This is a genomic window from Mesorhizobium sp. AR10 (assembly GCF_024746795.1).
Lineage (GTDB): Bacteria > Pseudomonadota > Alphaproteobacteria > Rhizobiales > Rhizobiaceae > Mesorhizobium.
In genome coordinates this window covers 4,740,394-4,765,204 of record NZ_CP080524.1, presented here as the reverse complement: position 1 = coordinate 4,765,204, position 24,811 = coordinate 4,740,394, and the positions used below count along the sequence as shown (strand labels likewise).

Genomic DNA, 24,811 nt, shown 5'->3' with positions numbered 1-24,811 from the left:
CCTGCCGCATGTCCAATGACGCTATCAGGGGAGGGTCCCGGTGGAGATCGCCACGGTCGATCAGGTGTTTCACTTCGGCGGCTACACGCTCGACCTCGGCAAGGGCACGCTGCGCCATGCCGACGGACCGGCGTTCCTGCGGCCGAAGGCCTATGCGGTGCTGACGCTGCTTGCCCGGCACATGGGCCGAGTCGTGCCGAAGTCGGAGATCATGGATGAGGTGTGGCCGGGTGTTTTCGTCACCGAGGACTCACTGACGCAGTCGATCCGCGAAATCCGCAAGGTGCTGGGCGACGACCTCGTGCGCACGGTGTCGAAACGCGGCTACATGCTGGCGGCGGAGGTCGAGGCGGCGCCCGAAATCGGCTCGCAGCCGATCGTTGCGGTGCTGCGCTTTCGCAACGAAAGCGGCAACCCGGCCGACGATCCGATCGTCGACGGCTTTGCCGAGGATATCATCAACGGCCTGGCGCGCTTCGGCACGGTCACGGTGCTGGCCCGCAATTCCAGCTTCTCCTTCGCCTCCTTTGCGCGCTCGGAGTGGCCGCAGATCCGCTCGCGCATCGGCGCCGACTATCTCGTCGAAGGTTCGGTGCGCCGGCAGGGAGACCAGATACTGGCCGCGGTCAACCTTGTGGACGCGACCAATGCCAGCCAGCTCTGGGGCGATCGATACCAAGCCGCCGACAGCGGCTTTTCTGCCATCCAGCAGGATATCGTCGAGGAGATAGTTGGGCGCCTGGCAAGGCGGGTCAGCAATGCCGGCCTGCAGCAGGCATCGCGCAAACCGGTCACCAGCCTTGCCGCCTACGAACTGGTGCTGCGCGGCGTGGCATTGGTGCGCGACCCCGCCCAGACCGACATCGAGGGCGCGCGGGCGTTTTTCGAGGCGGCCGTCGCCAAGGATCCGGCCTACGGGCTGGCCCATATCTATGTCGGCCTGACTTGTGCGCTGAAGGGCGAATTCGAAGAGTCCAGCCACGCCGACCTGATCCAGGCGCGTGACCACGTCGCCAGGGGCCTGGCGTTGTCGCCCGATCAGGCGACCGGACATCGCATCCAGTCGCTGGTGCGCCTCTACATGCGCGAGCACGACGCGGCCGAGCATCATCTGCGAACCGCGCTCGAGCTCAATCCCTGCGATGCCGACTGCATCGAGCAGATGGGCCTTGTGCTGACCATGCGCGGGCGCCCGTTCGAGGCGCTGGGCTGGCTGGCGCGCGCCATCCGCATCGATCCGATGATCCCGCACTGGTATCATTTCGACCGCTCGATGGCGCTGTACATGATGGGCGACTACCGGCCGGCGGCGGAGGCGCTGGAACTTGCGACACGGCCGACGCCCTGGATCCGGACGCGGCTAGCCGCCTGCTACGCCCAGCTCGGCGAGATGGACGAAGCGCGCCGGCAGGCCACCCTCATCAACGAGGGCCACCCCGATTTTTCGCCGATCGACTATGCGACCAAGGCCATGCCGTTCGAGAGCCCGGACGACGCCGCGCATCTGGCGGAAGGCATCCGGCTGGCGCTTGGCGCCTAGGCTGCGCCCCAGAAGGGGCAATCGACAGCGGGCCAATCCGGGGCGGGTCAATCGACGACAACGACGATATAGCGCCCCTGATAGGCCCGGTAGCAGGTGCCGCCACAACGCCAGACGGCAAACCCGTTGACCTTGGTGCGGACACAGCCGGTGGGCAGCGTAGCGACCCAGGCCGTGGTGTGCCTGAGCACGCGCCATGTCGTGTTTCGCCGTGCAACGCCGGCGGCGCTACGCGGGGTCCAGGGCTGGCCGACCCGGGCCTCGGCCGTGCCGACCAGCGACAGGACCGGCACCGTGCTGCCGATGATTTCGACGGCAGCGAGGCCGATGGCGAGCAGGGCTGCGGCCGAGCGGATTTTCTTCATGGATTTCATAGGCATGTTCTCTCTCCTTAAGCTTTGATCCAGGTTCAGCGGGATGGCGCGGCAAGACGGGCAGCGCCCGTCAGGGCCGCGAGGTGGGCAACCACGAACAGAAAATGTGCCGCGGTCGTCACGTAGCCGACGATGAGCACGTCGGCGGCGATGAAGAACTGCCAGAACAAGAGGTTTGCGGTTCCGAGCAGGACATGGACGGCTGCCAAGAAGGCATGCCAGTTGCGCGAATAGGCGACCCGCCACATCGTCAGCCCGATTATGAGGGCCAGGCCGTGCGCCTCGATGAAGCCGATGCCGGCGCCCGGCGCGTCGGCGAGCAAGGTGGCCTCGGCGCCGCTGCCGAAGAACGAGCCGGCGATGTCGGTGGCCAGGCCGCCTGCCGATGCGAGGATCAGGAAGCCGGCATTGAAGCGGATGAGAAGATTTCCCAATGTAGGCGACATTTTTCAATTCCTTTCAGTTGAGTTTCAGGCGACTGCGAAGGCGGTCGCCCGCCTTGCTTTGCCGGGATGCCGGACGCCTCAGGCGGCCAGCTGTTGCGGTTCGGCGATGGCCTCGACCGGTTCGGCCGCGGCGACGGTTTCTGCCGGCGCCTTGATGCGAAACCAGGTGACGTAGAGCGTCGGCAGGAAGACCAGCGTCAGCGCTGTCGCCACCACCAGCCCGCCCATCACCGCATAGGCCATCGGCCCCCAGAACACGGTCGGCGCGATCGGGATCATGCCGAGGATGGCGGCCGCCGCCGTCAGCAGGATCGGCCGCAGCCGGTGCTCGGTGGCGCTGATCACCGCCGCCCACGGCTCCTCGCCGCCGGCGATATGCTGGTCGATCTGCGAGATCAGGATGACTGAGTTGCGGATCACCATGCCGATCAGCGACATCACGCCGAGGATGGCGACGAAGCCCATCGGCGCGCCCGAGATCAGCAGGGCGCCAGCCACGCCGATCAACGCCAGCGGCGCCGTCAGCAGCACCAGGACGAGGCGCTGGATGCTCATCAGCTGCACCATCAGCACCGTCATCATGATGAACAGCATCAGCGGAAACACCACGAAGATCGAGGCCTGCGCCTTGGCGCTGTCCTCCATGACGCCGCCAAGGGCGACATCATAGCCGGTCGGCAGGCTGGCCTCGAACCGGGCGATCGGGCCCTCGAGCTGCTTCACAACCGCAGTCGCATCCGCCCCTGGCACCACGTCGGCCTGGACGGTGACCGTCGGCAGGCGGCCGCGGCGCCAGATCAGCGGCGGCTCGGTCTGGTAAGACAGCCTCGCCACCTGCTCGAGCGGCACCCGGTGTCCGCCGGCCGTGCTGATCGTCAGCGTGCGCAGCGTGTCGATGCTGGCCCGCTCCTCCGGAATGACCCGCGCCACGACATCGACCAGCCAGGTCCGGTCGCGCATCTGCGTGATCCTGGAACCGGACAGCACCGAGTTGATGGTGTCGGACAATTGCTGCGAGGAGATGCCAAGCGCACGTGCCCGGTCCTGGTCGACCTCGACCTTGATGACCTTGGCCGGCTCGTTCCAGTCGTAGTTGATGTTGCGCACGCTGGCGTTGGCGCCGATCACCTGCGCGAAGCGCTGCGCGATGTCGCGGGTCTGCTCGGCGTCGGGTCCGCTGACGCGGAACTTCAGCGGCCAGCCGACCGGCGGTCCGAGCTCGAGCGGGGTGACGCGGCTCATGACGTCGTCGAAGCCGGTCGACAGCGCCTTTTCCAGCCGGTCGATGACCGCTTGCCTGACGGCATGGCCCTTGGTGACGACGACTGCCTGGGCAAAGAAGTCGTTGGCCAGCTGTGCGTCGAGCGGCAGGTAGAAGCGCACCGCGCCCTGGCCGACATAGAAGCTCCAATGGTCGATGTCGGGATCGGCCTTCAGCAGCGTCTCGACGCGCTCGACGGTCGCTTGCGTCGCCTGCAGCGAGGCGGTGCGTGGCAGCGTCAGGTCGACCATCACTTCCGGCCGGTCCGACTTCGGGAAGAATTCCTGCGGCACCAGGCCCATGGCGACGACCGACAGCGCAAACAGTCCAGCCGTTCCGCCCAGCACCAGCCACTTCATCCGCATCGACATGTCGAGCATGGCGCGGAAGCCGCGCGAGAAGCGCGAAGAGCCATGGCCGCCATGGCTCTTGAGGCGCTCGGGCAGGATCGCCACGCCGGTGAGCGGCGTGAACAGCACCGCGACCACCCACGAAACGACCAGCGCGATACCGACCACGGCAAACAGGGAGAAGCAATATTCGCCGGCGCCGCTCTGGGCAAAGCCGACCGGCACGAAGCCGGCGATGGTGACCAGCGTCCCCGTCAGCATCGGAAAGGCCGTCGATGTGTAGGCGTAGGTGGCGGCCGTGATCTTGTCGTGCCCTTCCTCCATCTTGGAGATCATCATCTCGACGGCGATCATGGCGTCGTCGACCAGCAGGCCGAGCGCGATGATCAGCGCGCCGAGCGAGATACGCTGCAGGGAGATGCCGAAATACTGCATCGCCACGAAGGTGATGGCGAGCACCAGCGGGATGGCGACGGCCACCACGATGCCGGGCCGCCAGCCGAGCGCGAGGAAGGAAACCGCGAGCACGATGGCGATCGCTTCGCCGAGGCTCTTGGTGAATTCACCGACGGACTCCTCGACCACATGCGACTGGTCGGCGACCAGGCGCAGGTCGACGCCGGCCGGCAATTCACGTTCCATCTCGGCGACCTTGTCCTTGACGTGCTCGCCAAGCGCCAGCGCGTCGCCGCCCGATGTCATCGCTATGGCGATGCCGATCGCCGGCTCGCCGTTGAAGCGGAACAGAGGCTGCGCCGGGTCGGAGTAGCTGCGCTTGACCTCGGCGACATCGCCCAGGCGGAAGTAGTGGCCGTTGGCATAGAAATTGATCGCCTTCAGGCTGTCTTCGGAGGTGAACTCGCCGGTGACGCGGATGGCGATGCGCTCGGGACCGGCATCGACCGTGCCGCTCGGCGTCAGCGCGTTCTGCGCCTGCAGCGCCTGCGACAGCGAGCCGACATCGAGGCCAAGGGCGGCGACCTTCTGCGTCGAGAATTCCAGATAGATCTTCTCGTCCTGCTGGCCGACCAGATCGACCTTGGCGACGTCAGGCACGCGCAGGAAATCGGCGCGCAGCCCGCTCGCCAGATCCTTCAGCTGGCGATGGCTCAAGCCGTCCGAATTCAGCGCGTAGATCAGCGAATAGGTGTCGCCGAACTCGTCATTGTAGAAGGGGCCCTGGACGCCCGAAGGCATGGTCGACTTGATGTCGTCCATCTTCTTGCGGACCTGGTACCAGAGCGGCAGCACGTCGGCGGCGCCGACCGTGTCCTTCAAATTGACGAACACCACGGATTCGCCCGGCTTGGTGTAGCTCTTGACGTAGTCGAGGTTGGGAAGCTCTTCGAGCTTCTTCTCTATGCGGTCGGTGACCTGCTCGACGGTGTCGTTGGTGTCGGCGCCGGGCCACATCGTCTTGATCACCATGGTCTTGATGGTGAAGGGCGGGTCTTCTTCCCGCCCCAGCGAGGAGTATGCCCAAAGACCGGCAATCGCCGCAACCACCATCAGGTACACGACGAAGCTGCGGTGCCGGATGGCCCAGTCGGAGAGGTTGAAAGAAGTCATGGCGCTGCTCCCTCAGCCGCAGCGCCTCCGCGCCGCCGGCTGTTCAAAAACGATTGGTTGACGAGATGCCGGCCTAGGCGGCCGACCGCATTCTCAGGTTTCTCACCCGGCTGGCGGCCTGTTGCCGCGGCTTGATTGCCAAAGCGGCGACGTAGCGTTCGAAGGCCTGCGGGTCCTGCGTGCCGGCGGCCAGTGCGACGTGGCCGTCGGGTCTGACGAGATAGGCGCCGTCGCGCTGCAGACCCGCGGCCTTGGCCCTGTCCGACCAGGCGAAGACGTGGATGGGAATGCCGGTTGGGGCCAGCATCGCCTTGAACGCGGCATTCGCCTCGCCATAGACATGCACCTGCCAGTCCAGCGAATGCAGCGCTTCGAAATTATCGCTGCTGCCGGACGCGACGTAGGGCAGGCGGTCGCCGCCCTGGATCGCGCCGGCCTTGCCGCTGCTGATCGCGCTGGCACGATATTGGATCCGGGTTTGCGAGATCATGCCGAAAAAGGCGCGCGATCCGGCAGTCGTCCCGAGCGCTACGCGCAGGATCTTCGGCATCAGGTAGCGGCGGAACAGGCCGACCAGCCGCGAGCGGCTGGTGGCGACGCGGAAGACCCTGTCGGTGCTGTCGATCAGCAGCCTGGCAAAGGCGATGCGCTCCGGCTCGTAGCTGTCCAGCAGGTGCTTGTCGGCGCGGCCTTGCAGCACCGCCGCCAGCTTCCAGGCGAGGTTGACCGCATCGCCCATGCCCGTGTTCATGCCCTGGCCGCCGGCCGGACTGTGGATGTGGCCGGCATCGCCGGCGAGGAACACGCGGCCGATGCGGAAGCGTTCAGCGACCCGGTGATGCACGCGGTAGGTCGAGAACCAGTTGACCTTGTCCACCGCAATGCCGGTGTCGCGCTCGACATCGGCGCGGATCGCCTCGAAGGTGATCGCCTCGTCCGCCTCGTGCGCCTTCGGCACCACGCCGATCAACCGTAGCGAACCGGATTGCCGGACCGGCATGACGATGGCGAAGCCATAGGCGCTGACCGTGGTATCCATGCCGTTGCGGGTCACCGCGCCGCTGCCATCGACGTCGGCGACGTAGAAGGACTGCTCGTAGGTGCCGCCGGGAAAGCCGATGGCCAGGCCATGGCGTACGGCGCTGCGGGCGCCATCGCAGCCGACGAGATAGGCGGCGCTGACGGTCTCGGTCGCGCCTTGCTTGTTCAAGGTGGCGACAACCGCGCCGGCCGTGTCCTCGAAGGCGACCAGTTCGGTGTTGCGCTCGACGCTGACGCCGGCACGCTCGAGATGCGTGATCAGAATGCGTTCGTGAACATCCTGCGGCAGCGCGAAAGCGAATGAATACGGGCTGATACCGCGACCGAAATCGCTGAGTGGCAGCCTGGCGGCGACGCCGGCCGGCGTGCGCACGGTGAGCTGCTCGACCCTGACGCCGGCGGCGAGCACGTCGTCGACGATGCCGATCTGGTGGTGAAATTCCAGCGTGCGGGCCTGGACGGCCAGCGCGCGCGAGGTTTCGCCCGGGCCTGCATCCTTGTCGAAAATGCGCACCTGGACGCCGAGGCGGGTGAGCCACAGCGCAAGCGTCAGTCCGGTTGGCCCGGCGCCGGCAATCAGCACTTCAGTCTGCGAGGCGTTCATTTGTTTGCTCCTTCGGTGAGGCGAACCTTTTCGTGTTCGCGCAGCCGGTTGACACCGGCGGTGACGACAATTTCGCCTTCGGCAAGGCCGTCGCTGACAATGACGCGGTCGGTCTCGTAGCGGGCAATGACGACAGGCTTGAGTTCCAGGGTCGAGGACGCGGCCACCACCCAGACGGCAGGCTTGCCGTCCTTGTCGAAAAGCGCGCTTCCCGGCAGGACCACGACAGGGGCGGTCATCGTGTTGACGCGGCCGGCGACGCTGCTGCCGAAGCGCATTTCGTCCGGCGCGCTGCGCAGCGCGACCTTGACCTGGAACGTGCGCGTCGCGGCGTCGGCCATCGGCGAGACCTCGCGAATGATGCCGATTGTCGCGATCGCTGGATTGCTCAGCAGGGAGACCTTGATTTCAAGGGGCTGCCTTGCATCCCCGCCATTGGAGAAGGCTGCTTCGGCGATGGCGAAGACGGCGTCGCGGGCAGCAGGGTCGGCGACCCGCACCACCATCTGCCCGGCATTGACGACCTGGCCGGCTTCAGCGCCGGTCGCCGTCACCACGCCGTCGAAATCGGCATGCAGCTCGGTATAGGCGAGCTGGTCCTTGGCCATTTCGAAGCCGATCCTTGCCGAGTCCAGCTTTGCTTCGGCCGAACGCAGGCTCTTCAGCGTCGCATCGTAGTTGGCCCGTGTCGCAAAGCCCTTGGCGAGAAGGGCTCCGATGCGGGCCTCGGCCGCACTTGCTTCGACGAGCACTGCCTGCGCGGCGGCGACGTCGGCCTCGGCGCTGCGCAGCCGGTTGCGATAGTCCTGGTCTTCGATGCGGGCGATCACCTCACCCTTGCGGACCGACTGGCCGACTTCTGCCATGCGCTGCACCAGCTTGCCGGACAGCCGGAACCCGAGGTCGCTTTCGCGCTGCGGCCGGACTTCGCCGATGGCGATGCGCTCATCGGCCTGCGGCGCAGGTTTCACTGCCATGGCCCTGACAAGCTTGGCTTCGGGCACGTCCGGTTCGACCGCCGCGGCCTCGCCCTTTGCGCCATACCAGACGACCGCTGCGGCGCAGGCAAGTGCAGCCACGGATGCGGCGACGAGACGATGCTTTCCTCGCCTGTGGTGGAAGAGTGTCATGTTGTCTCCATAACCAATGTTGCGGCCTGCGCCGGGGAAGGGCGTAGCAGCCGAAGATCCCGTTGGCTGGAGAAGAACCGGGCGCTTGATATGCGATTGCAAGGAGCGTTGTCCGTTCTCAGAGACCAGCACCCTTCCTCACCAGCACGATCTTATTGGACTCTCAGGCGCGTGAAATCCCGATCGGATTCTGAAAATTTTCCGATGCTTTTGGCGCCCGACCGCCAACGCGCCGGCCTGTCGACGCGCCTGGAAGTGGGCATCGAGGGAAATTGAAGCTGGAACATTGGCCGCTGGTGTTGACAGCATGCGACGGCACTTGATACGTTATGTTATTACATAATCATGTCGAAGCGAACCGAAGCCTGCAAGCTCGATCAAAAAATCATTGCGACGCAGTCGGGTGAAATCTAGGGTGGAAAAATGATGGTCCCCGAGTCGAAAGGCGAGGGGTGAAAAGGGAACACGGTGAGACCCGCTTCGGGTCGAGGCCGTGGCTGCCCCCGCAACTGTAAGCGGCGAGCAAAATCCGAAAAGCCACTGGCCGGCAAGGCTGGGAAGGCAGGATGGCGCAAAGACCCGCGAGCCAGGAGACCTGCCATCAGCATGAGTTGACCGGACGGGGTGTGCCGGGAGGAGACGTGGATTTCGGTCTTGTCGGCCGATTTGCCAGGGCATCCTTCCGTCGCCAGTTTTGGAAAGTGACGGAAAAGTTGGACGCCTCAAAGGCACTCCATCGCATCATTGTGTGCACGCTTTGCCGCGATCTCGTGACCGGGGTCAGGTCAGGCGAAGAGCTGTGCGCCGATTTGGCGGCCCGGCTCTCGGCGCCTGACGAGAGCGCTCCGGACTATGCGGTCGAAGCCATCGACTGCATGGCGGGCTGCGCGCGGCCGCTGACCGTCGCCTTCCAGGCGGATGGCAAAGCCTCCTATCTCTTCGGCTCCATCGACGCCGGGGTCGATGCCGCCGATCTCATCGAATTTGCGAAGCTCTACCGCTCGCTTGCTGACGGCTGGTGCAACTCCGGACAGCGTCCGGCTGGACTGGCGGGCAAGACACTGGCGCGCATCCCGGGCAATCCGTCGGGGAGCAAGCGATGACCGCGCGCCTTCTCGAAGCACGCGAACTGACTGTGACGGCGAATGGCCAGCACCTGGTCCATGCGGTCAGCCTTTCGGTGGCGGCGGGCGATCGCCTTGCCATCATCGGCCCCAATGGCGCCGGCAAGACGACGCTGCTGCGCATGCTGTCCGGCGCGCTGCAGCCAAGCACAGGCGAGGTGCGGTTTCTCGGCCGCCGCCTGGACAGGATTTCGACCGCCGAGCGCGCGCTGCACATCGCCGTCGTCGGCCAGACCGATCAGCCTGACCCGCGGCTTGCCGTGATCGACTATGTCGAGCTCGGCCGGGTCCCGCATGCCGGCCTGCGCCGCAGGCACGAGGACCGCGACATTGTCGTCGACGCGCTTCGCAGAACCGGCCTGCTGCCGCTGCTTGGCCGCACCGTCGGCTCGCTGTCCGGCGGCGAGCGCCAGCGCGCCCAGCTGGCGCGCGCCATCGCCCAGCAGCCGAGAATCCTGTTCCTCGACGAGCCGACCAACCATCTCGATCCGCGCGCCCGCAGCGAGCTTCTTGAACTGGTGGCCGGGTTCGGCATGACGGTGATTGCGGTGCTGCATGATCTGTCGCTGGTGGCGCCATTTGCCACCCGGGTCGCGGTGATGAGCCGGGCCCGCCTGCACGCGCTTGCCGCACCGAACGAGGCGCTGACCCAGCAGCTGATCCGCGAGATTTTCGGCGTCGACGTATTGCGGCTGCGCCATCCGACTGAAGACCGCGAACTCACGATCTTCGACATTCCAAACCGCACCTCGTCGCCATCCTGATCAATAACTCGTTCAACAAAGGAGCACCGCCCGTGAAACGCCTCGCCCTGTCTCTTGCCTTCTCATTGCTGGCTTCGACCGCCTTCGCCTTCCCGGTCACCGTCGACAGTTGCGGCACGCCGCTGACCTTCGATGCGGCGCCAAAGCGCGCCGTCATCCACGATTTGAACATGGCCGAGATGGCCTTTGCGCTGAAGCTGCAGCCGTCGATCGTCGGTCTGACCGGCATCACCGGCTGGTACAAGGTCGGTCCCGAATTCAAGGCCGAGCAGGGCTCCATCCCGGAACTGGCGCCAAAGTACCCGACGCTCGAAAACCTCGTCGCGGTAGAGCCCGATTTCTTCTTCGCCGGCTGGTACTACGGCATGAAGCCCGGCGGCGAGGTGACACCCGACACGCTGGCCCCGCACGGCATCAAGACGCTGGTACTGACGGAAAGCTGCGTCCATCTCGACAAGGACCGCCCCGCCGCCTCGATGGACCTGCTCTATGGCGACGTCGAAAAACTGGGCAAGATCTTCGGCAAGGAAGGCCAAGCCGAAAAGCTCGTCTCGGGCTGGAAAACGCAACTGGCCGACATCACGGCCAAGGTCGGCGAACACAAGGGAACGCGGGTGTTTCTCTACGATTCCGGCGAAGACAAGCCGTTCACCGCCGGCAAATTCGCCATCCCGAGTGCCATGATAACGGCTGCCGGCGGCGACAATATCATGGCCGACATGGACACCAGCTGGGGCAACACGGATTGGGAAACGGTGGCTTCCCGCAATCCGCAATTCCTGATCCTGCTCGATTACCAGGATGGCGGTGGCTACAAGAAGCTGCTCGATTTCCTTAAAGTCCATCCGGCGATGAAGGAGACCGATGCGGTCAAGAACGAGCGCTTCGTCGCGTTGCGCTATGCCGAGCTGACGCCAGGACCTGCCAATATCGAGGCGATCGGCAAGATCGCCAGGGCGATGCACCCGGAAGCCTTCTGAGCTTTGCAGCACAAGGCATTCGGATTTTTCATGATGGCGGGAGCGGTGGCGATGGCCGCTCTCGCCTTGCTGTCGATTGCCTATGGGTCGACGGTGATCGCGTTGAGCGATGTTGTTGCCGCACTCGGACACACCGTTGGACTCGACGGACATGCCGTGTCCGGACCGGTCGGCAAGATCGTCGTCGATCTCAGGCTGCCGCGCACCATCCTGGCCATCTGCGTCGGCGCCGGGTTGGGCGTCGTCGGCGCGCTGCTGCAGACGGTGACGCGCAACGACCTCGCCGACCCGTTCCTGTTCGGCCTGTCGTCCGGCGCCGCCGCCGGTGCCGTCTCCGTCATCACCGTCTTTGGCGACAGCTTCGGCATCTGGACGTTGCCGGTCGCGGCCTTCACCGGCGGCATTCTGGCCGCTTGCATCGTCCTTTTGCTGGTCGCGCGGGTGAGGGGACAAGGCCCCGAACGGCTGATCCTCGCCGGGCTTGCCGTCTCGTTCATGTTCACCGCACTCACCAACTATCTGGTCTTTGCCGGCGACCAGCGCGCCGCCCACTCGGTGCTGTTCTGGACGATGGGCGGGCTGGGACTGGCGCGATGGGACAATATCGGGCTGGCGACGCTGGGCGCGGGGATCATTCTCGTCTACGGGCTGTGGAACCACCGCAGGCTCGACGCCTTCCTGGCTGGCGAAAACGCCGCCGAAAGCCTTGGCGTGCCGGTGGCGCGGATGCGCAGGACGACCTTTCTCGTCGCCGCGCTGTCGACGGCGATCCTTGTCTCGGTCGCCGGCGTCATCGGCTTCGTCGGCCTGATGATCCCGCATCTGTGCCGGCCACTGGCCGGTCCGTTGCATCTGCGCCTGATCGCAAGCTGCGCCCTGTTCGGGGCCGTGCTGTTGCTGGCAAGCGATCTTCTGGCGCGCACGCTGCTGCCGCCGCAGGAACTGCCGATCGGCATCATCACCAGTTCGGTCGGCGCTTTCTTCGTCGTCACCATGCTCATTCGCAACCGTCTCTGACGGTGGCCGTGCCCGAACGAGATCGTCAGGTCGGTTGAGGTAACCGGCTAACCCGTTGCCGTGGTTAAAAAAAATCCCCCCAAAAATAGTCAGCCCGGGGCTCGTTCGTTGAATTGACCTCCGCAAGAGGCGGACATAGGTTCCGCTCCAACCTGGCTGAGAGGGCGATCGGGGTTGCCCTGTCACGGTGAATGGCCGCTCGCGACGGCCGGTCATCTTGGTACGCCGGGTCTGCACGACAATGCGGCAGTGCAGCACCTTTGCGTCTTTTACGACACGCAAGGGGGGCTGGAAATTTGGGTTGCGCCTGATCCCGGGAATTCGGAGGTCATGCGCGGGGGATGGCTTTGTGGCGTCGAATTCTGTCGGATCTGTTGCGCGTACCGCGCCGTTTCAAACGCGTGTCTGCAAGGGAACGGTCGATCTGGCCGCCAGGCTGGCTGTCGGGCTGTTCGCCTGCCTGGCGTTGTGGGTCGCATCGGCCGGCGAGGGCCATGCCCAGTCGTCAAGCCCCTCCATCAGTGTTGCCTCGAGCCCGACGCAGTTCCGCTTTGTCGGGCAAGTGATGAAGCTGACCTACACGGTCTACACCGGCAACAAGGTGTTTTCGACCGTGTCGATCGACCCGAGAGGCTTCGGCCCCGTCGTGCCGACATGTCCGTCGCCGCCGCAGGAGACCGGCGCCACCTTCACCTGCACGGGCACCTACACGGTGACACCGCTCAATATGGCCAGCGGTACGTTTTCCGGCGCACCTATCGTCAGGTGGCAGAATGGCAACAAGACCGGCGCCAACGTCTTCGTCCCGATCGCTCCACCGGAAAGCAACCCGCCAAACCTGACCTTGCCGGCCAACATCGTCGTCAATACCGATCCGGGTCTGGCCACAGCGATCGTCGACTATGCGGTGAGCGCCAATGATCCCGAGGACACCGTCGCCGACCTGCTGCTGACCGACGGCCCGGCCTCGCACAGCGCCTTTGCGCTGGGCACGACCATGGTCAGCTATTCGGCGACCGATCCGTCCGGCAATGCCACGACCGGTTCCTTCACCGTCACCGTCGAGGACCACGAGGCGCCGGTGGTGACGCTGCCCGCGCCGATCACCGACAACGCACCGGCCGGTGCCGCCGGCAAGGCCGTCGCCTTCGCGGCAACGGCGACCGACAATGTCGATGCCAACCCGACCGTCTCTTGCGCACCGGCTTCGGGCAGCACCTTTTCGATCGGCGAGACGACGGTCAGTTGCACAGCGACGGACCAGGCCGGCAACACCAGCGACGCAACGACCTTCAAAGTCACCGTCAACGACGTCACCGCGCCTGACCTGACCCTGCCAGCGGACATTTCAGTCAACACAGATCCCGGCATGGCGACGGCCACCGTAACCTACAGCGCGACCGCTACCGATGCCGGCGATCCGGCGCCGGTCGTCGGCTGCCTGCCGGCTTCCGGCAGTGCGTTTGCGGTCGGCGAAAACACCGTCTCCTGCACCGCCACCGACGCCAGCAACAACGTCGCCGGACCGCTGACATTCAAGGTGACGGTCGCCGACCACGAAGCGCCGGTGCTGACGCCGCCAGCCAACATCACCGTCAACACCGATGCCGGCGTATCGAGCGCGGTGGTGACCTTTGCCAACGGCACCGCTGTCGACAATGTGGACGGCAACCTTGCGCCTGTGGTCGCGACCGGCAGCCTTGCCTCAGGCAGCACCTTCCCGCTGGGCACGACCACAATTGTCCTCAACGCCACCGATGCCGCCGGCAACACCGGCACGGCAAGCTTCACCGTGACGGTCCAGGACAAGGAAGCGCCGGCCTTCACCGCGCCCGCCGACATCAGCGTCGCCGCCGCGACCGGGCAGTCGAGCGCTCCGGTCACCTACGCGACGCCGACGGCAACCGACAATGTGACGGTCAATCCACCGGTGTCCTGCTTGCCCGCCTCAGGTTCCAACTTCGCCTTCGGCGAGACGACCGTCTCCTGCTCGTCCACCGACGCCGCCACCAACACGACGACCAAGACCTTCAAGGTGACGGTCACCGACGGCGAAGCGCCGGCGCTGAGCCTGCCGTCGAACGTCGTCGCCGGCACCGCGCCCGGCGCGACCACCGCCACCGTCACCTATCCGGCGCCGACGGCGACCGACGTCATCGATCCCAACCCGACGGTGAGCTGCTCGCCGGCCTCCGGCTCGAGCTTCAATCTGGGGCCGACGACGGTCGACTGCACCGCCAGGGACGCTTCGGGCAACACTGCCAGCGGCTCGTTCACCGTCACCATCGAGGACAAGGAGGCTCCGGCGCTCACCTTGCCCGGCGACATCACGGCCACTGCGGCGACCGGCAGCAACGCGGCGACCGTGAGCTTCACGGCAACGGCGAGCGACAATGTCGACGGGGCTGTCGCGGTCACCTGCAACCCCGCCTCGGGCAGCAGCTTCACCTTTGGCGAGACGACCGTGGCCTGCGGTGCAACCGACGTCGCCGGCAACATTGCCAATGGCAGCTTCAAGGTGACCGTCACCGACGGCGAAGCGCCGACGCTGAGCCTGCCGGCGAACATCAGCGTCGACACCGATGCCGGCAAGGCGACGGCCAAGGTGAGCTATGCGGTTTCGGCGAGCGACGCCGTGGACGGCACGGTGACGCCGCAGCTGGTCGCCGGCCTCGCTTCCGGCAGCAATTTTCCCGTCGGCACGACGACCGTGACCTACAAGGCGACGGACGCGCAGGGCAACTCCAGCGGCGGGTCGTTCACCGTCACAGTCTCCGACCGCGAGGCGCCGGTGGTGAATGTGCCCGCCAACATCACCGTCAGTGCCGAGGCCGGCAAGAATACCGCGACGGTGGTCTACAGCGTGTCGGCGACCGACGCCGTCGATGGCGCGTTGGCGCCGACGCAGACGGCAGGACTCGCTTCCGGCGCCAGCTTTCCGGTTGGCACGACGAGTCAGACATTCCGGGCCATCGACAGCCATGGCAATATCGGACGAGCTTCATTCACCGTCACAGTCGTCGATGGCGAGGCACCTGAAGTGACGGTGCCGGCCAACATCATTGTGGATACCGATCCCGGCAAGGCGACGGCCCATGTCACTTACACCGTGTCGGCCTCTGATGTGGTCGATGGTCCGGTGACGGCGCAACTGGTCGCGGGCCTGGCTTCCGGCAGCGACTTCCCGGTGGGTGTCACGACCATCGCCTACAAGGCCACCGACAGACAGGGCAACGTCAGCGATCCGAAGTCGTTCACCGTCACCGTCAGGGACAATGAGGCGCCGGTGTTGACGGTGCCGGCCAACATCAGCATTTCCACCGATGCCGGCAAGGCAACGGCACATGTCATTTATGCCGTATCGGCGACCGATCTGGTCGACGGCGCGGTGACACCGAAACTGGTCGCCGGCCTGGCGTCGGGCAGCGATTTTCCGCTGGGCACGACGACGGTGACCTACAAGGCCACCGACAACCAGGGCAATGCCAGCGCCGAGCAGTCGTTCACCGTCACCGTCGTCGATGGCGAGCCGCCAGTTCTGACCGTGCCCGGCAACATCGGCATCACCGTTGCCTATGGCGAGACCGCGGGCACGGCGAGCTGGAGCGCACCGACGGCAACCGACAACGCACCTGGTGTCACCATCACCCAGACCACGGGGCTCGCCTCGGGCAGCAGCTTCCCGCTGGGCACGACGACCAACACATTCGAGGCCCGGGATGTGGCCGGCAACACCGTAACCGCCTCGTTCACTGTCACCGTCAGCGCCAATCCGCCAGGGAACGTTACCTTCATCGTCAATTCGCCGGTCGGCGGCAGCTTCGGCTTCTCGTCGCCCGAGCCGGCGCTCAACGTCGCGGTGAATAGCAGCGGCGGCCGTGGTTCATCCGGCGCCATCGCGCTGGCGCCCGGCACCTACAGCTTCGCCTTCTCGGTGCCGGGCGGCGCCGGCATTTCCTCGGCGCAGTGCTCCGATGCCGGGTCGTCGATCAATGCCGGCACCCGCAGCGGTACGCTGAAGGTGGTGTCCGGCGGTGCGGTCAGCTGCACCATCTCGACCAGCGATTCCGCCGAAAAGGCCGTGGCGCTGATCGGCTCGTTCCTCGAGGGCCGGGCGGAGATCATCGTCAACAACCAGCCCGACATCGACCGGCGGATCGAACGACTGACCGGCGCCTATTCCGGCAATGGTGGCGTCAGCGCCTTCGGCATGCCGATTGGCAGCCAGCTGCCGGTAGGTGTGCAAATCTCGTCCGACCAGACGACCTTCGCCTACTCGATGCAGCGGGCGCGGGCAGGGGCCGCAGAACCACAAACGGCTGCAGCAGCCGGCAGCGACTCGCAGCCGAGCGCCGGCCAGATCCCGGTCAGCGCCTATTTGCCCTCTGGGCAGAACCCGGCCAGCGGCGCCGATGCGGTGTTCCAGCATTCTTTCGGCCCGACGGCGGGCACTGACGCCGCGCCCGCCGCCGACCCGATGAGCAAGCGCTTCGACGTCTGGGCGGAAGGCACGATCGGCCGCTTCAATTCGGCCGGCGGCGACGGCAGCTTCGGCATCGCCAATACCGGCGCAGACTACCTGCTGACGCCGAACCTGCTGCTCGGTCTCGGCCTGCAGGTCGACTGGACCGACCAGGACGGCAAGGACGGCGCGAAAATCTCGGGTATCGGCTATCTCCTCGGTCCCTATGCGACGGCGCGGCTCACCGACAATCTCTATCTCGATGCCCGCGCCGGCTGGGGGCAGTCATTCAACCAGATTTCGCCGCTGGGCACCTTCGAGGACAAGTTCGACGGCAACCGCTGGCTGGCGACCATAGGCCTGATCGGCACGTTCGACATCGACCGCTGGAAGATCAAGCCCGAGGCGCGGGTGACGATGTTCGAGGAGAAGGCCGACGCCTATGTCGATGGGCTTGGCGTCGACGTGCCTTCGGTCGATGTGCGCACCGGCCAGTTCGCCTTCGGCCCGACGATCAGCACGACGGTTGCGCTGGAAAACGGCCTGCAGATGACGCCGTTCGTCGAGTTGCAGGGCATCTGGACGTTCATGCAGCACAATTCCGCGACCGCGGCGACGGAAACGCCCGGACTGGCCGAGACCGGCCTGCGCGGGCGTGCCGAGACCGGGCTAGAGCTTTCGGCGGGCAACGGCATGTCCATCAATGCGTCGGCCTTCTATGACGGCCTTGGCAGTAGCGGCTACAACTCCTGGGGTGGCAAACTCGGGCTCAGCCAAAGGTTCTGAGCCGGCGCTAACGCGAAAGTGATTGGCCTGCGGGGTCGACGAATCTACATTTCGTGAGGTCGAAATGTTGTGGATGGCGTTGCCGCGCGCCGGACCAGGAATGTGCATCCAAGCGTCCGCAGCCAACGCAAGGCAGAGGCTCGGGACACGGATTCCCGTCATCTCGTTTGCACTGATCGGGCGTGACCATGGCCGCCTTGAAGGCCTGCCATACAGATTTGTGAGTCTCTGGTGCAACGCAGCATCTTGAATAGTGAGCACGCTCATTATATATCCGGCTCATGGTTTCCGATGGCATCGACAGATTGGGCTTCTTGATCCACGACGTGCAGCGTTTGATGCGCAAGCGCTTCGAGGCGCGTGCCAGCGGCTTCGGCCTTTCGTCGGCGCAATGGCGGCTTTTGGTCCGCGTCGCCAAGGAGGCGGGTGTCGCGCAAGCGCGGCTCGCCGAACTTCTCGAAATCGAGCCGATCAGCGTCTCGCGCCTGGTCGATCGTATGGAGGAGGGAGGCTGGATCGAACGCCGTCCCGACGCCACCGACCGTCGCGTGCGCATGATCTTCCCGACCGCCAAGGCGAACGAGGCCTATGCTCACGTCAAAAGCCTGGCCGGAGAGGTTTATGAGGAATCGCTCGTCGGCGTCTCGCCGGAAGATCGCCGTGTCCTGATCAGGGCGTTGGATGTGATCGTGCAGAATCTTGCGGACGGCGAGACGTCGTCCTTGGAAAAAGTAAAGAATACAGAAGGCGCAGCTGCATGAACGCGGTAGCCAAAGTGGACGAGAACGTGACCAAGTTGGAGATGGAAGCGCCCGCGCAGCCAATGGCAGCGCCGGTGGCGCTCGCTCCGCAGCCGGCGCCAGTGGCGCCCAAGAAGAAGCGCCGCGCCGGCCGTTTCCTTTTGATGTTTGCGCTGCCCGCGGCACTGATCGCCGGCGGCAGCTATGTCTGGGTCACCGGCGGCCGCTATCAGGAGACCGAGAACGCCAATCTGGAGCAGGCCAAGGTGTCGATCGCTTCGGATACGGCTGGCCGAATCGTTCAGGTCGATATTGCCGACAACCAGACCGTCAAACGGGGCGATGTGCTGTTTGCCATCAATCCCGAGCCTTACCGGATCGCTCTGGCCCAGGCCGAAGCGGCGGTGGCTGGCGCGCGCCTCAATGTCGAGCAGCTGCGCGCCGCCTACAGCCAGGCGACGGCGCAGGAAAAGTCCGACACCAGTGAGGTCGCCTATGCGCAGTCGCAATATGACCGCGCCGCCGACCTTGCCCAGAAGGGCATCAACACCAAGTCGTCGCTGGATGAGGCCAGGAACGATCTCGACAAGGCCAAACAGCAGGAGGCAGTTGCCCAGCAGGGCATCATCAGCGCCAAGGCCGCACTTGGCGGTAACCCCGACATCGAGACCGACAGGCATCCGACCGTGATGGCTGCACTCGCCGCGCGCGACAAGGCCGCCTACGATCTGGCGCAGACCACGGTCAAGGCGCCCGCCGACGGTGTCATTAGCCAGGCCTCCTCATTCAAGGTCGGCCAGTTCGTCGGATCGGGTACGCCGCTGTTTTCGCTGGTCGAGACCGGCGACACCTGGATCGACGCCAACTTCAAGGAAACCCAGCTCACCAACATGAAGCCCGGCCAGAAGGCCGAAATCGTGGTCGACACTTATCCGGGCAAGACGTTCGAAGCGACGGTCAAGGCGATCGGCGCCGGCACCGGAGCCGAGTTCTCGCTGCTGCCTGCCCAGAATGCCACCGGCAACTGGGTCAAGGTCACCCAGCGCATTCCAGTGCGTCTGGAACTGACCGATGCCGACGCCAGGATGGCTTTGCGCACCGGCATGAGCGCCTCGGTCACGGTCGACACCGGCGTTTCCCGCGGCCTGCCGAGAATCTTTGGCCACGCCACTGCAGGCGAGGTTCGATAGTCAAGCAGGACGTGCGCCGCGCACAGGCGAGATGAGTGCAGATGACAGGATTGGTCCGATGAGAGCTGTGCGAAGGGTTGGGTATTTGGACCGGGTCGCTTTGCGGCCTGATCCAAGCCTGAGCCATTCGAAGCAGGGCCCTTCGGTCCTCAGGTTTCCGGGCGGCGGGCGCCCAATGTGTCGAGACGCTCGGTCGATGTAACCCCCACATCGATAGTCGCGTCCCACCGCGATGAGGATCCCTTGACAGGAACGGCCTCGCCGCCCGGAAACCTCGTCTACACGTTTTTGTTACCTGCTGGAAGTTCGGCATCATGACCACCCAAGAACCCTTTCGCGAAGTGCCGCACCGCGGCCTGATCACCGTTGCGATCATGCTGGCGACGGTCATGCAGGTGCTCGACACCACGATCGCCAATGTCGCGCTGCCGTCGATGGTCGGCGACCTCGGCGCGTCGGCCGATACCATCAACTGGGTGCTGACCTCCTACATCGTTGCCGCCGCCATCATGACGCCGGTGACCGGCTGGCTTGCCGACCGCTTCGGCCGCAAGGAACTGTTCCTGACGGCGGTGGTTGGCTTCGTCATCTTCTCCATGCTGTGCGGCATCGCATGGAGCCTGGAGACCATGGTGTTCTTCCGCCTGATGCAGGGTGTGTTCGGCGCCGCGATCGTGCCTTTGTCACAGACCTTCCTGCTCGACATCAACCCGAAGGAACGCCACGGCCAGGCGATGGCCATCTGGGGCGCCGGCATCATGGTCGGGCCGATCATCGGCCCGACGTTGGGCGGCTGGCTGACCGAGAGCTTCAACTGGCGCTGGGTGTTCTTCATCAACCTGCCGATCGGCATCCTCGCCTTTCTCGGCATGGCCGCCTATCTGCCGAACATCGCCAGGCGCTTGCGCGGTTTCGATTTCTTCGGCTTCGCAATGCTTTCGCTCGGCGTTGGCGCGCTGCAGTTGATGCTCGACCGCGGCGGCGACGCCGACTGGTTCTCCTCCGTTGAGATCTGGATCGAGCTTGGCCTCGCGATCACCGGCTTCTGGGTGTTCATCATCCATCTGGTGAGCTCCGAGAACCCGTTCATCGATCCCAAGATCTTCCTGGACCGTAACTTCGCCACCGGGCTGGTGTTCATTTTCATCATCGGCGTCATCCTGCTGGCCAGCCTGGCGCTGCTGCCGCCGATGCTGTCGACGATCTTCGGCTATCCGACCATCACCACCGGCATCGTCATGGCGCCGCGCGGCGCCGGCACCATGATCTCGATGCTCCTGGTCGGTCGCATCATGCACAGGGTCGATGCCAGGTTGCTCGTCGTCATCGGGCTCGGGCTGACGGCACAGTCGCTGTATACGATGTCCGGCTTCTCGCCGCAGATGGACAATTGGCTCATCCTCACCTCGGGCATCATCCAGGGCCTGGGGCTTGGATTGGTCTTCGTGCCGCTGTCGACCATCGCTTTTGCCACGCTCGACGCGCGCTTTCGCACCGATGCTACGGCGCTGTTCTCCCTGGTGCGCAACATCGGCTCGTCGATCGGCATTTCGATCGTGTCGGTCATGCTGGTGCGCAACACGCAGATCAACCATGCCGAATTGTCCGCCTTCATCAATCCGTTCAACCCCAGTCTGTGGGCGGCGTCGCCGGCGGCGGCGGGTGGCGATCCAACCGCGCTGTCGCAGATCGACGGCCTGGTCAACCAGCAGGCGTTGATGATCTCCTACATCAACGACTTCAAGCTGATGATGGTGGTGACGCTGTTCGCCTTCCCGCTGGTCTTCCTGCTTCGCAAGCCGAAGAAGGCCCCGGCGGCCGCGGGGGCGCCAGCCGCGCATATGGACTGACGTTTGCGGATTGGCGCGACGTACCGGCCGCGCCTGCATCCGGGCAAGGTCGTGGTCCCGGGAATGCAGGTATCCACGTACCGCTACCCCTGATTTCGATCAGGTTCACCTACCATTAGTATATAAGGATCACGATAGGCTCGCTTTTGGGTTGAAGGCGGGCGGTGTTGCTTTGCGCCGGCACCAAACCGGAGGAACTCTGTTTGGTCACGAAATCATCCAGGAAAGCTTCCGAAGCATCCGAGGCGGCAAATCTGACCGCGCTGGCAAAGCTGGCAATCGCCTCGTACGAAACCCTCGAGCGCGATCTTCGAGCTACGATTGCAACACTCGAAGCGCAAGCGCTGCGATTTGAAACGGCGATCGACAATATTTCGCAAGGCATCTGTTTTTTTGACGCCGATGAGCGTCTGATCCTGTGCAATCGTCGCTACGCGGAGATTTACCGCATTGCGCCCGAGCAATTGCAGCCTGGCCTGACGCTGAGCGAAATTGTCGAACGCCGCGTCGTCGCCGGCACGGCGGCGCTGGCTGCTGACGCCTATCTCGCACTGGCTCGGTCGATCAATGCGAGTAAGGCTTCGAGGGTCTGGACCGCCAAACTTGCCGATGGTCGGACAATTCAGATCTGCAATCAGCCGATGGCTGACGGCAGCTGGGTGGCCACGCATGAGGACATTACCGAACTCACCGTCAATCGCCAGATCGTCGACGAGCGCATCTCGCTTCAAGCCCTGATCGACTGGGTGCCCGATTATCTCTGGGTCAAGGACACCGAGAGCCGCTTCATCGTGGTCAACAGGGCTCTCGCAGTCGACAGTGGCCGGGACAAGACCAGCGACATGATCGGTTTGACCGATTTTGATCTCCATGCCCCGGAACTTGCGCAGAAATTTCGCCTGATCGAGCAGAGGGTTCTGCGCAGCGGACAACCCCTGATCGACGAAGAGGAGTTTTTTGTCGATGCGTCAGGCGCCGGCAAGTGGCTTTCATCGACGAAAGTGCCGTTGCGCAATGTTCAAAATGACATCTTCGGCCTGGTCGGCATCGCCCACGACATCACGGCCCGCAAGCAAGCGGATGTCCTTCGCAACGGCCAGGCGCACATTCTGGAAATGATCGCGACGAGTGCCCCGCTCGAAGATGTGCTCGACCACCTAATGCGCCTCGTCGAGTCGCAGTTGACGGGGATAATCGGCTCCGTCTTGCTGCTCGACAAGGACGGCACCCACTTGCGCCACGGCGCCGCGCCGGGCTTGGCGAAGGACTATACTGCTCTCATCGACGGGATCGCTGTCGGTCCCAAGGTGGGATCCTGCGGAACCGCCGTCTATCGGCGGGAGCCAGTCATCGTCGCAGACATCATGCGCGATCCGCTTTGGGAAGATTACCGCGAGCTGGTGGCGCCCTACGGCTATCGTTCGTGCTGGTCGACCCCGATCCTGGCGCACCAGGGCGCTGTGATAGGCGTCTTTGCGATGTATTCGATGACGGTGCGCGAACCCATCGAGGCCGAAACCCGGCTGATTGAGTTCACAACGCGCATTGCAGGGATCGCCATCGAGCGCAAATTGGCCGAAGACCAGATTCACTTCATGGCCAATCATGATGTTCTGACCGGGCTTCCCAATCGCGCCCTGCTCGAGGACCGGCTCTCCCAAGCGGTGCTGTATGCGCAGCGATACGATCGCTGGGTGACGGTGGTGTTCATCGACCTGGACAATTTCAAACTCGTCAATGACACACTCGGCCACAATGCCGGAGACGTGCTCCTGAAGACCGTCGCCAGCCGTATGGTCGAATGCGTAAAGGCAACCGATACCGTCGTGCGGCTTGGCGGCGACGAATTTGTCATCGTTCTGTTCGACCAGCCGACAAACGCTGATCTCATCGCGGAGACCCTGCAAAAGATCCGGACGGCGATTGCAGAGCCGGTTCATATCGGAAAGCATCGCCTGAGAACGACAGCCAGTATCGGCATCGCAAACTATCCCAAGGACGGGACGAGCCCGGATACCTTGCTGGCCAATGCCGATGCGGCCATGTACCGCGCGAAAGAATTCGGCCGCGACAATTTCCAGTTCTACGCTCCCGAGTTCAACACAAGAGCGCATGAAAAATTCGTGCTTCAGGAGGAATTGCGAAACGCCCTGGCTCATTCGGAGTTCACACTGCTCTATCAGCCGCAAGTCGATCTCCGCTCAGGGCACGTCTTTGCGGTCGAGGCGTTGCTGCGCTGGCAGCATCCGACGCGGGGCATGGTAGCGCCGACCGCTTTCATTCCGACCGCCGAGGAAACAAGTCTGATCGTGCCGATCGGCGACTGGGTCCTGCACGAAGCCTGTCGGCAGAACAAGGCCTGGCAGCATGCCGGCCTGCCGCCCATGACCGTCTGCGTAAACGTCTCGGCGCGGCAATTCAGGGAAAGGAACCTGGTCGACCGTGTCGTGAATGCACTGACGGAAAGCGGTCTGGAGGCCAGATATCTCGAGCTGGAGGTGACTGAAAGCCTCATCATGCAGGACATCGAGCTGGCGGTCGCAACGATGAACGCGTTGCAGAGCCTGGGCGTTCAGATATCGATCGACGATTTCGGAACAGGCTATTCCAGCCTCAGTGCACTCAAGACCTTTCCGGTGGCGCGGCTGAAGATCGACAAGTCCTTCATCAACGATCTCGCCGCCAACGAGGACGACCAGGCTGTCACCAGCGCCGTGATTTCATTGGGTCAAAATCTGCATCTGAGGGTCATTGCCGAGGGCGTCGAGACGGACGATCAGGTGGCCTTCCTGCGCAAGCACAATTGCGATGAAATGCAGGGCTATCACTTCAGCAAACCGATCTCCGCCCATGACATCGAGAAATTGCTCGGCGGCGGCCACAAGGATTGACGGGCTGGTCGGCCAGCTGTCGCGAACTTCCGCGCGGCGGCCCGCCCGCCTACTTGCCGAGCCCGCCTACTTGCCGAGCACAAGGCTCCAGTATCGCAATGTGCTGTCGCGGCCGTCCTGCACATAGGCAAGGCCAAAGCGGGTGAAGCGCGGGTCGAGCATGTTGCGGCGGTGGCCGGCCGAATGCATCCAGATGTCGAACAGTTTTTGCTGGTCGAAGCGGCCCTCGGCGATGTTTTCGGCGGCAGCACCCGCTATGCCATTGCCTCTGACGCGCGAGGCAAAGCCCTTGCCCCAGCCGGTGGTGTGGGTCATGCGGCCGGCTCCCGCCATGTAGCTGGCCTGTTGCAAGGCAGCCTGTTCAAGCTGCTTGTCTGGGACCAGTGGTCCGAGCCCTGCCGAGGTGCGGATGCCGGCAAGCGTGCCGGCGGCGGAGGAAGAGACGCCTGCGCCTTGTCCGGTCGGGAGAGAAACGGTGCTGCAGGCGGCGAGCCCGACCAGCACGGCAAGGCCGGCAGCCCTGAGTAGGGTGCGCCTGCTTGGTGCCGGGCGCATTTCGTCAGAGCGAGGTTGCGGGAATGGGCGATTTGCGGTGTCGATGAGCGTCATGCTGCCTGACTTAACGGCGATCGTGGCTTTTGCCGGGCAGGGCAGAGAAAAATCTCGTTCGCACAGGACCTAAGCGGCAGTGC

At 64.5% G+C, this 24,811-nt stretch carries 16 protein-coding genes and 1 riboswitch; of the genes, 10 read left to right on the top strand and 6 right to left on the bottom strand.

The annotated features are described in order from the left end of the window. Nucleotides 1–40 precede the first annotated feature (40 nt). Nucleotides 41–1,540, top strand: a complete 1,500-nt coding sequence (locus tag LHFGNBLO_RS26645) for a winged helix-turn-helix domain-containing tetratricopeptide repeat protein (RefSeq protein WP_258602265.1) — start codon at nt 41–43, stop codon at nt 1,538–1,540. A gap of 47 nt (nt 1,541–1,587) precedes the next feature. Here the strand turns inward: LHFGNBLO_RS26645 and LHFGNBLO_RS26640 are convergent, their stop codons facing one another. From LHFGNBLO_RS26640 to LHFGNBLO_RS26620, 5 genes are all read right to left on the bottom strand, one after another. Next, nucleotides 1,588–1,920: a hypothetical protein gene (locus LHFGNBLO_RS26640; protein ID WP_258602264.1), complete on the bottom strand. Its 333-nt coding sequence runs from the start codon at nt 1,918–1,920 to the stop codon at nt 1,588–1,590. 29 nt (nt 1,921–1,949) lie between these two features. Further along, complete coding sequence (locus LHFGNBLO_RS26635) at nt 1,950–2,360, bottom strand: hypothetical protein (protein ID WP_258602263.1); 411 nt, start codon at nt 2,358–2,360, stop codon at nt 1,950–1,952. 78 nt (nt 2,361–2,438) lie between these two features. After that, nucleotides 2,439–5,540 carry an efflux RND transporter permease subunit gene (locus LHFGNBLO_RS26630; protein ID WP_258602262.1) on the bottom strand — a complete coding sequence of 1,034 codons (3,102 nt, stop codon included), beginning with the start codon at nt 5,538–5,540 and terminating at the stop codon, nt 2,439–2,441. Nucleotides 5,541–5,613: 73 nt separating this feature from the next. Further along, nucleotides 5,614–7,185, bottom strand: a complete 1,572-nt coding sequence (locus tag LHFGNBLO_RS26625) for an FAD-dependent monooxygenase (RefSeq protein ID WP_258602261.1) — start codon at nt 7,183–7,185, stop codon at nt 5,614–5,616. Further along, on the bottom strand, nt 7,182–8,315 hold the full coding sequence (locus tag LHFGNBLO_RS26620; RefSeq protein ID WP_258602260.1) for an efflux RND transporter periplasmic adaptor subunit: 1,134 nt from the start codon (nt 8,313–8,315) through the stop codon (nt 7,182–7,184). Before LHFGNBLO_RS26620 ends, LHFGNBLO_RS26625 begins: the two co-directional genes overlap by 4 nt. A gap of 410 nt (nt 8,316–8,725) precedes the next feature. Further along, a riboswitch (cobalamin riboswitch) is annotated at nt 8,726–8,933 on the top strand. Nucleotides 8,934–8,956: 23 nt separating this feature from the next. On the opposite strand from LHFGNBLO_RS26620, the gene LHFGNBLO_RS26615 reads away from it, so the two are divergent. From LHFGNBLO_RS26615 to LHFGNBLO_RS26575, 9 genes are all read left to right on the top strand, one after another. Next, the gene (locus tag LHFGNBLO_RS26615; protein WP_258602259.1) at nt 8,957–9,418 is read left to right on the top strand and encodes a DUF1636 family protein; all 462 of its coding nucleotides are present in this window, start codon (nt 8,957–8,959) and stop codon (nt 9,416–9,418) included. After that, nucleotides 9,415–10,203 (top strand): ABC transporter ATP-binding protein, encoded by a 789-nt coding sequence (locus tag LHFGNBLO_RS26610; protein ID WP_258602258.1) that lies wholly within the window; start codon nt 9,415–9,417, stop codon nt 10,201–10,203. The genes LHFGNBLO_RS26615 and LHFGNBLO_RS26610 overlap by 4 nt, the downstream gene beginning before the upstream one ends. 32 nt (nt 10,204–10,235) lie before the next feature. After that, nucleotides 10,236–11,183, top strand: a complete 948-nt coding sequence (locus LHFGNBLO_RS26605) for an ABC transporter substrate-binding protein (RefSeq protein WP_258602257.1) — start codon at nt 10,236–10,238, stop codon at nt 11,181–11,183. Nucleotides 11,184–11,213: 30 nt separating this feature from the next. Further along, nucleotides 11,214–12,200 carry a FecCD family ABC transporter permease gene (locus tag LHFGNBLO_RS26600; protein WP_413774648.1) on the top strand — a complete coding sequence of 329 codons (987 nt, stop codon included), beginning with the start codon at nt 11,214–11,216 and terminating at the stop codon, nt 12,198–12,200. Between the two features lie 349 nt (nt 12,201–12,549). Continuing rightward, nucleotides 12,550–17,448, top strand: a complete 4,899-nt coding sequence (locus LHFGNBLO_RS26595; protein WP_258602255.1) for an HYR domain-containing protein — start codon at nt 12,550–12,552, stop codon at nt 17,446–17,448. A 281-nt stretch (nt 17,449–17,729) separates the two neighbouring features. Then, on the top strand, nt 17,730–18,209 hold the full coding sequence (locus LHFGNBLO_RS26590; RefSeq protein WP_258602254.1) for a MarR family winged helix-turn-helix transcriptional regulator: 480 nt from the start codon (nt 17,730–17,732) through the stop codon (nt 18,207–18,209). Next, nucleotides 18,206–19,378: an HlyD family secretion protein gene (locus LHFGNBLO_RS26585; protein WP_258602253.1), complete on the top strand. Its 1,173-nt coding sequence runs from the start codon at nt 18,206–18,208 to the stop codon at nt 19,376–19,378. Before LHFGNBLO_RS26590 ends, LHFGNBLO_RS26585 begins: the two co-directional genes overlap by 4 nt. Nucleotides 19,379–19,692: 314 nt before the next feature. Continuing rightward, on the top strand, nt 19,693–21,228 hold the full coding sequence (locus LHFGNBLO_RS26580; protein WP_258602252.1) for a DHA2 family efflux MFS transporter permease subunit: 1,536 nt from the start codon (nt 19,693–19,695) through the stop codon (nt 21,226–21,228). A gap of 203 nt (nt 21,229–21,431) precedes the next feature. Then, entirely contained in the window at nt 21,432–24,119 is a 2,688-nt protein-coding gene (locus LHFGNBLO_RS26575) for an EAL domain-containing protein (protein ID WP_258602251.1), read from the top strand. Between the two features lie 66 nt (nt 24,120–24,185). On the opposite strand, the gene LHFGNBLO_RS26570 is transcribed toward LHFGNBLO_RS26575, so the two are convergent. Then, on the bottom strand, nt 24,186–24,728 hold the full coding sequence (locus LHFGNBLO_RS26570; RefSeq protein WP_413774647.1) for a CAP domain-containing protein: 543 nt from the start codon (nt 24,726–24,728) through the stop codon (nt 24,186–24,188). Between the last annotated feature and the right edge of the window lie 83 nt (nt 24,729–24,811).

Bases quoted from the DNA above. Each gene is read 5' to 3' on its own strand.
- LHFGNBLO_RS26610 (WP_258602258.1), top strand. From the start codon at position 9,415: ATGACCGCGCGCCTTCTCGAAGCACGCGAACTGACTGTGACGGCGAAT.
- LHFGNBLO_RS26585 (WP_258602253.1), top strand. From the start codon at position 18,206: ATGAACGCGGTAGCCAAAGTGGACGAGAACGTGACCAAGTTGGAGATG.
- LHFGNBLO_RS26590 (WP_258602254.1), top strand. From the start codon at position 17,730: ATGGTTTCCGATGGCATCGACAGATTGGGCTTCTTGATCCACGACGTG.
- LHFGNBLO_RS26600 (WP_413774648.1), top strand. From the start codon at position 11,214: ATGATGGCGGGAGCGGTGGCGATGGCCGCTCTCGCCTTGCTGTCGATT.
- LHFGNBLO_RS26570 (WP_413774647.1), bottom strand. From the start codon at position 24,728: ATGACGCTCATCGACACCGCAAATCGCCCATTCCCGCAACCTCGCTCT.
- LHFGNBLO_RS26580 (WP_258602252.1), top strand. From the start codon at position 19,693: ATGACCACCCAAGAACCCTTTCGCGAAGTGCCGCACCGCGGCCTGATC.
- LHFGNBLO_RS26630 (WP_258602262.1), bottom strand. From the start codon at position 5,540: ATGACTTCTTTCAACCTCTCCGACTGGGCCATCCGGCACCGCAGCTTC.
- LHFGNBLO_RS26635 (WP_258602263.1), bottom strand. From the start codon at position 2,360: ATGTCGCCTACATTGGGAAATCTTCTCATCCGCTTCAATGCCGGCTTC.
- LHFGNBLO_RS26625 (WP_258602261.1), bottom strand. From the start codon at position 7,185: ATGAACGCCTCGCAGACTGAAGTGCTGATTGCCGGCGCCGGGCCAACC.
- LHFGNBLO_RS26640 (WP_258602264.1), bottom strand. From the start codon at position 1,920: ATGCCTATGAAATCCATGAAGAAAATCCGCTCGGCCGCAGCCCTGCTC.
- LHFGNBLO_RS26620 (WP_258602260.1), bottom strand. From the start codon at position 8,315: ATGACACTCTTCCACCACAGGCGAGGAAAGCATCGTCTCGTCGCCGCA.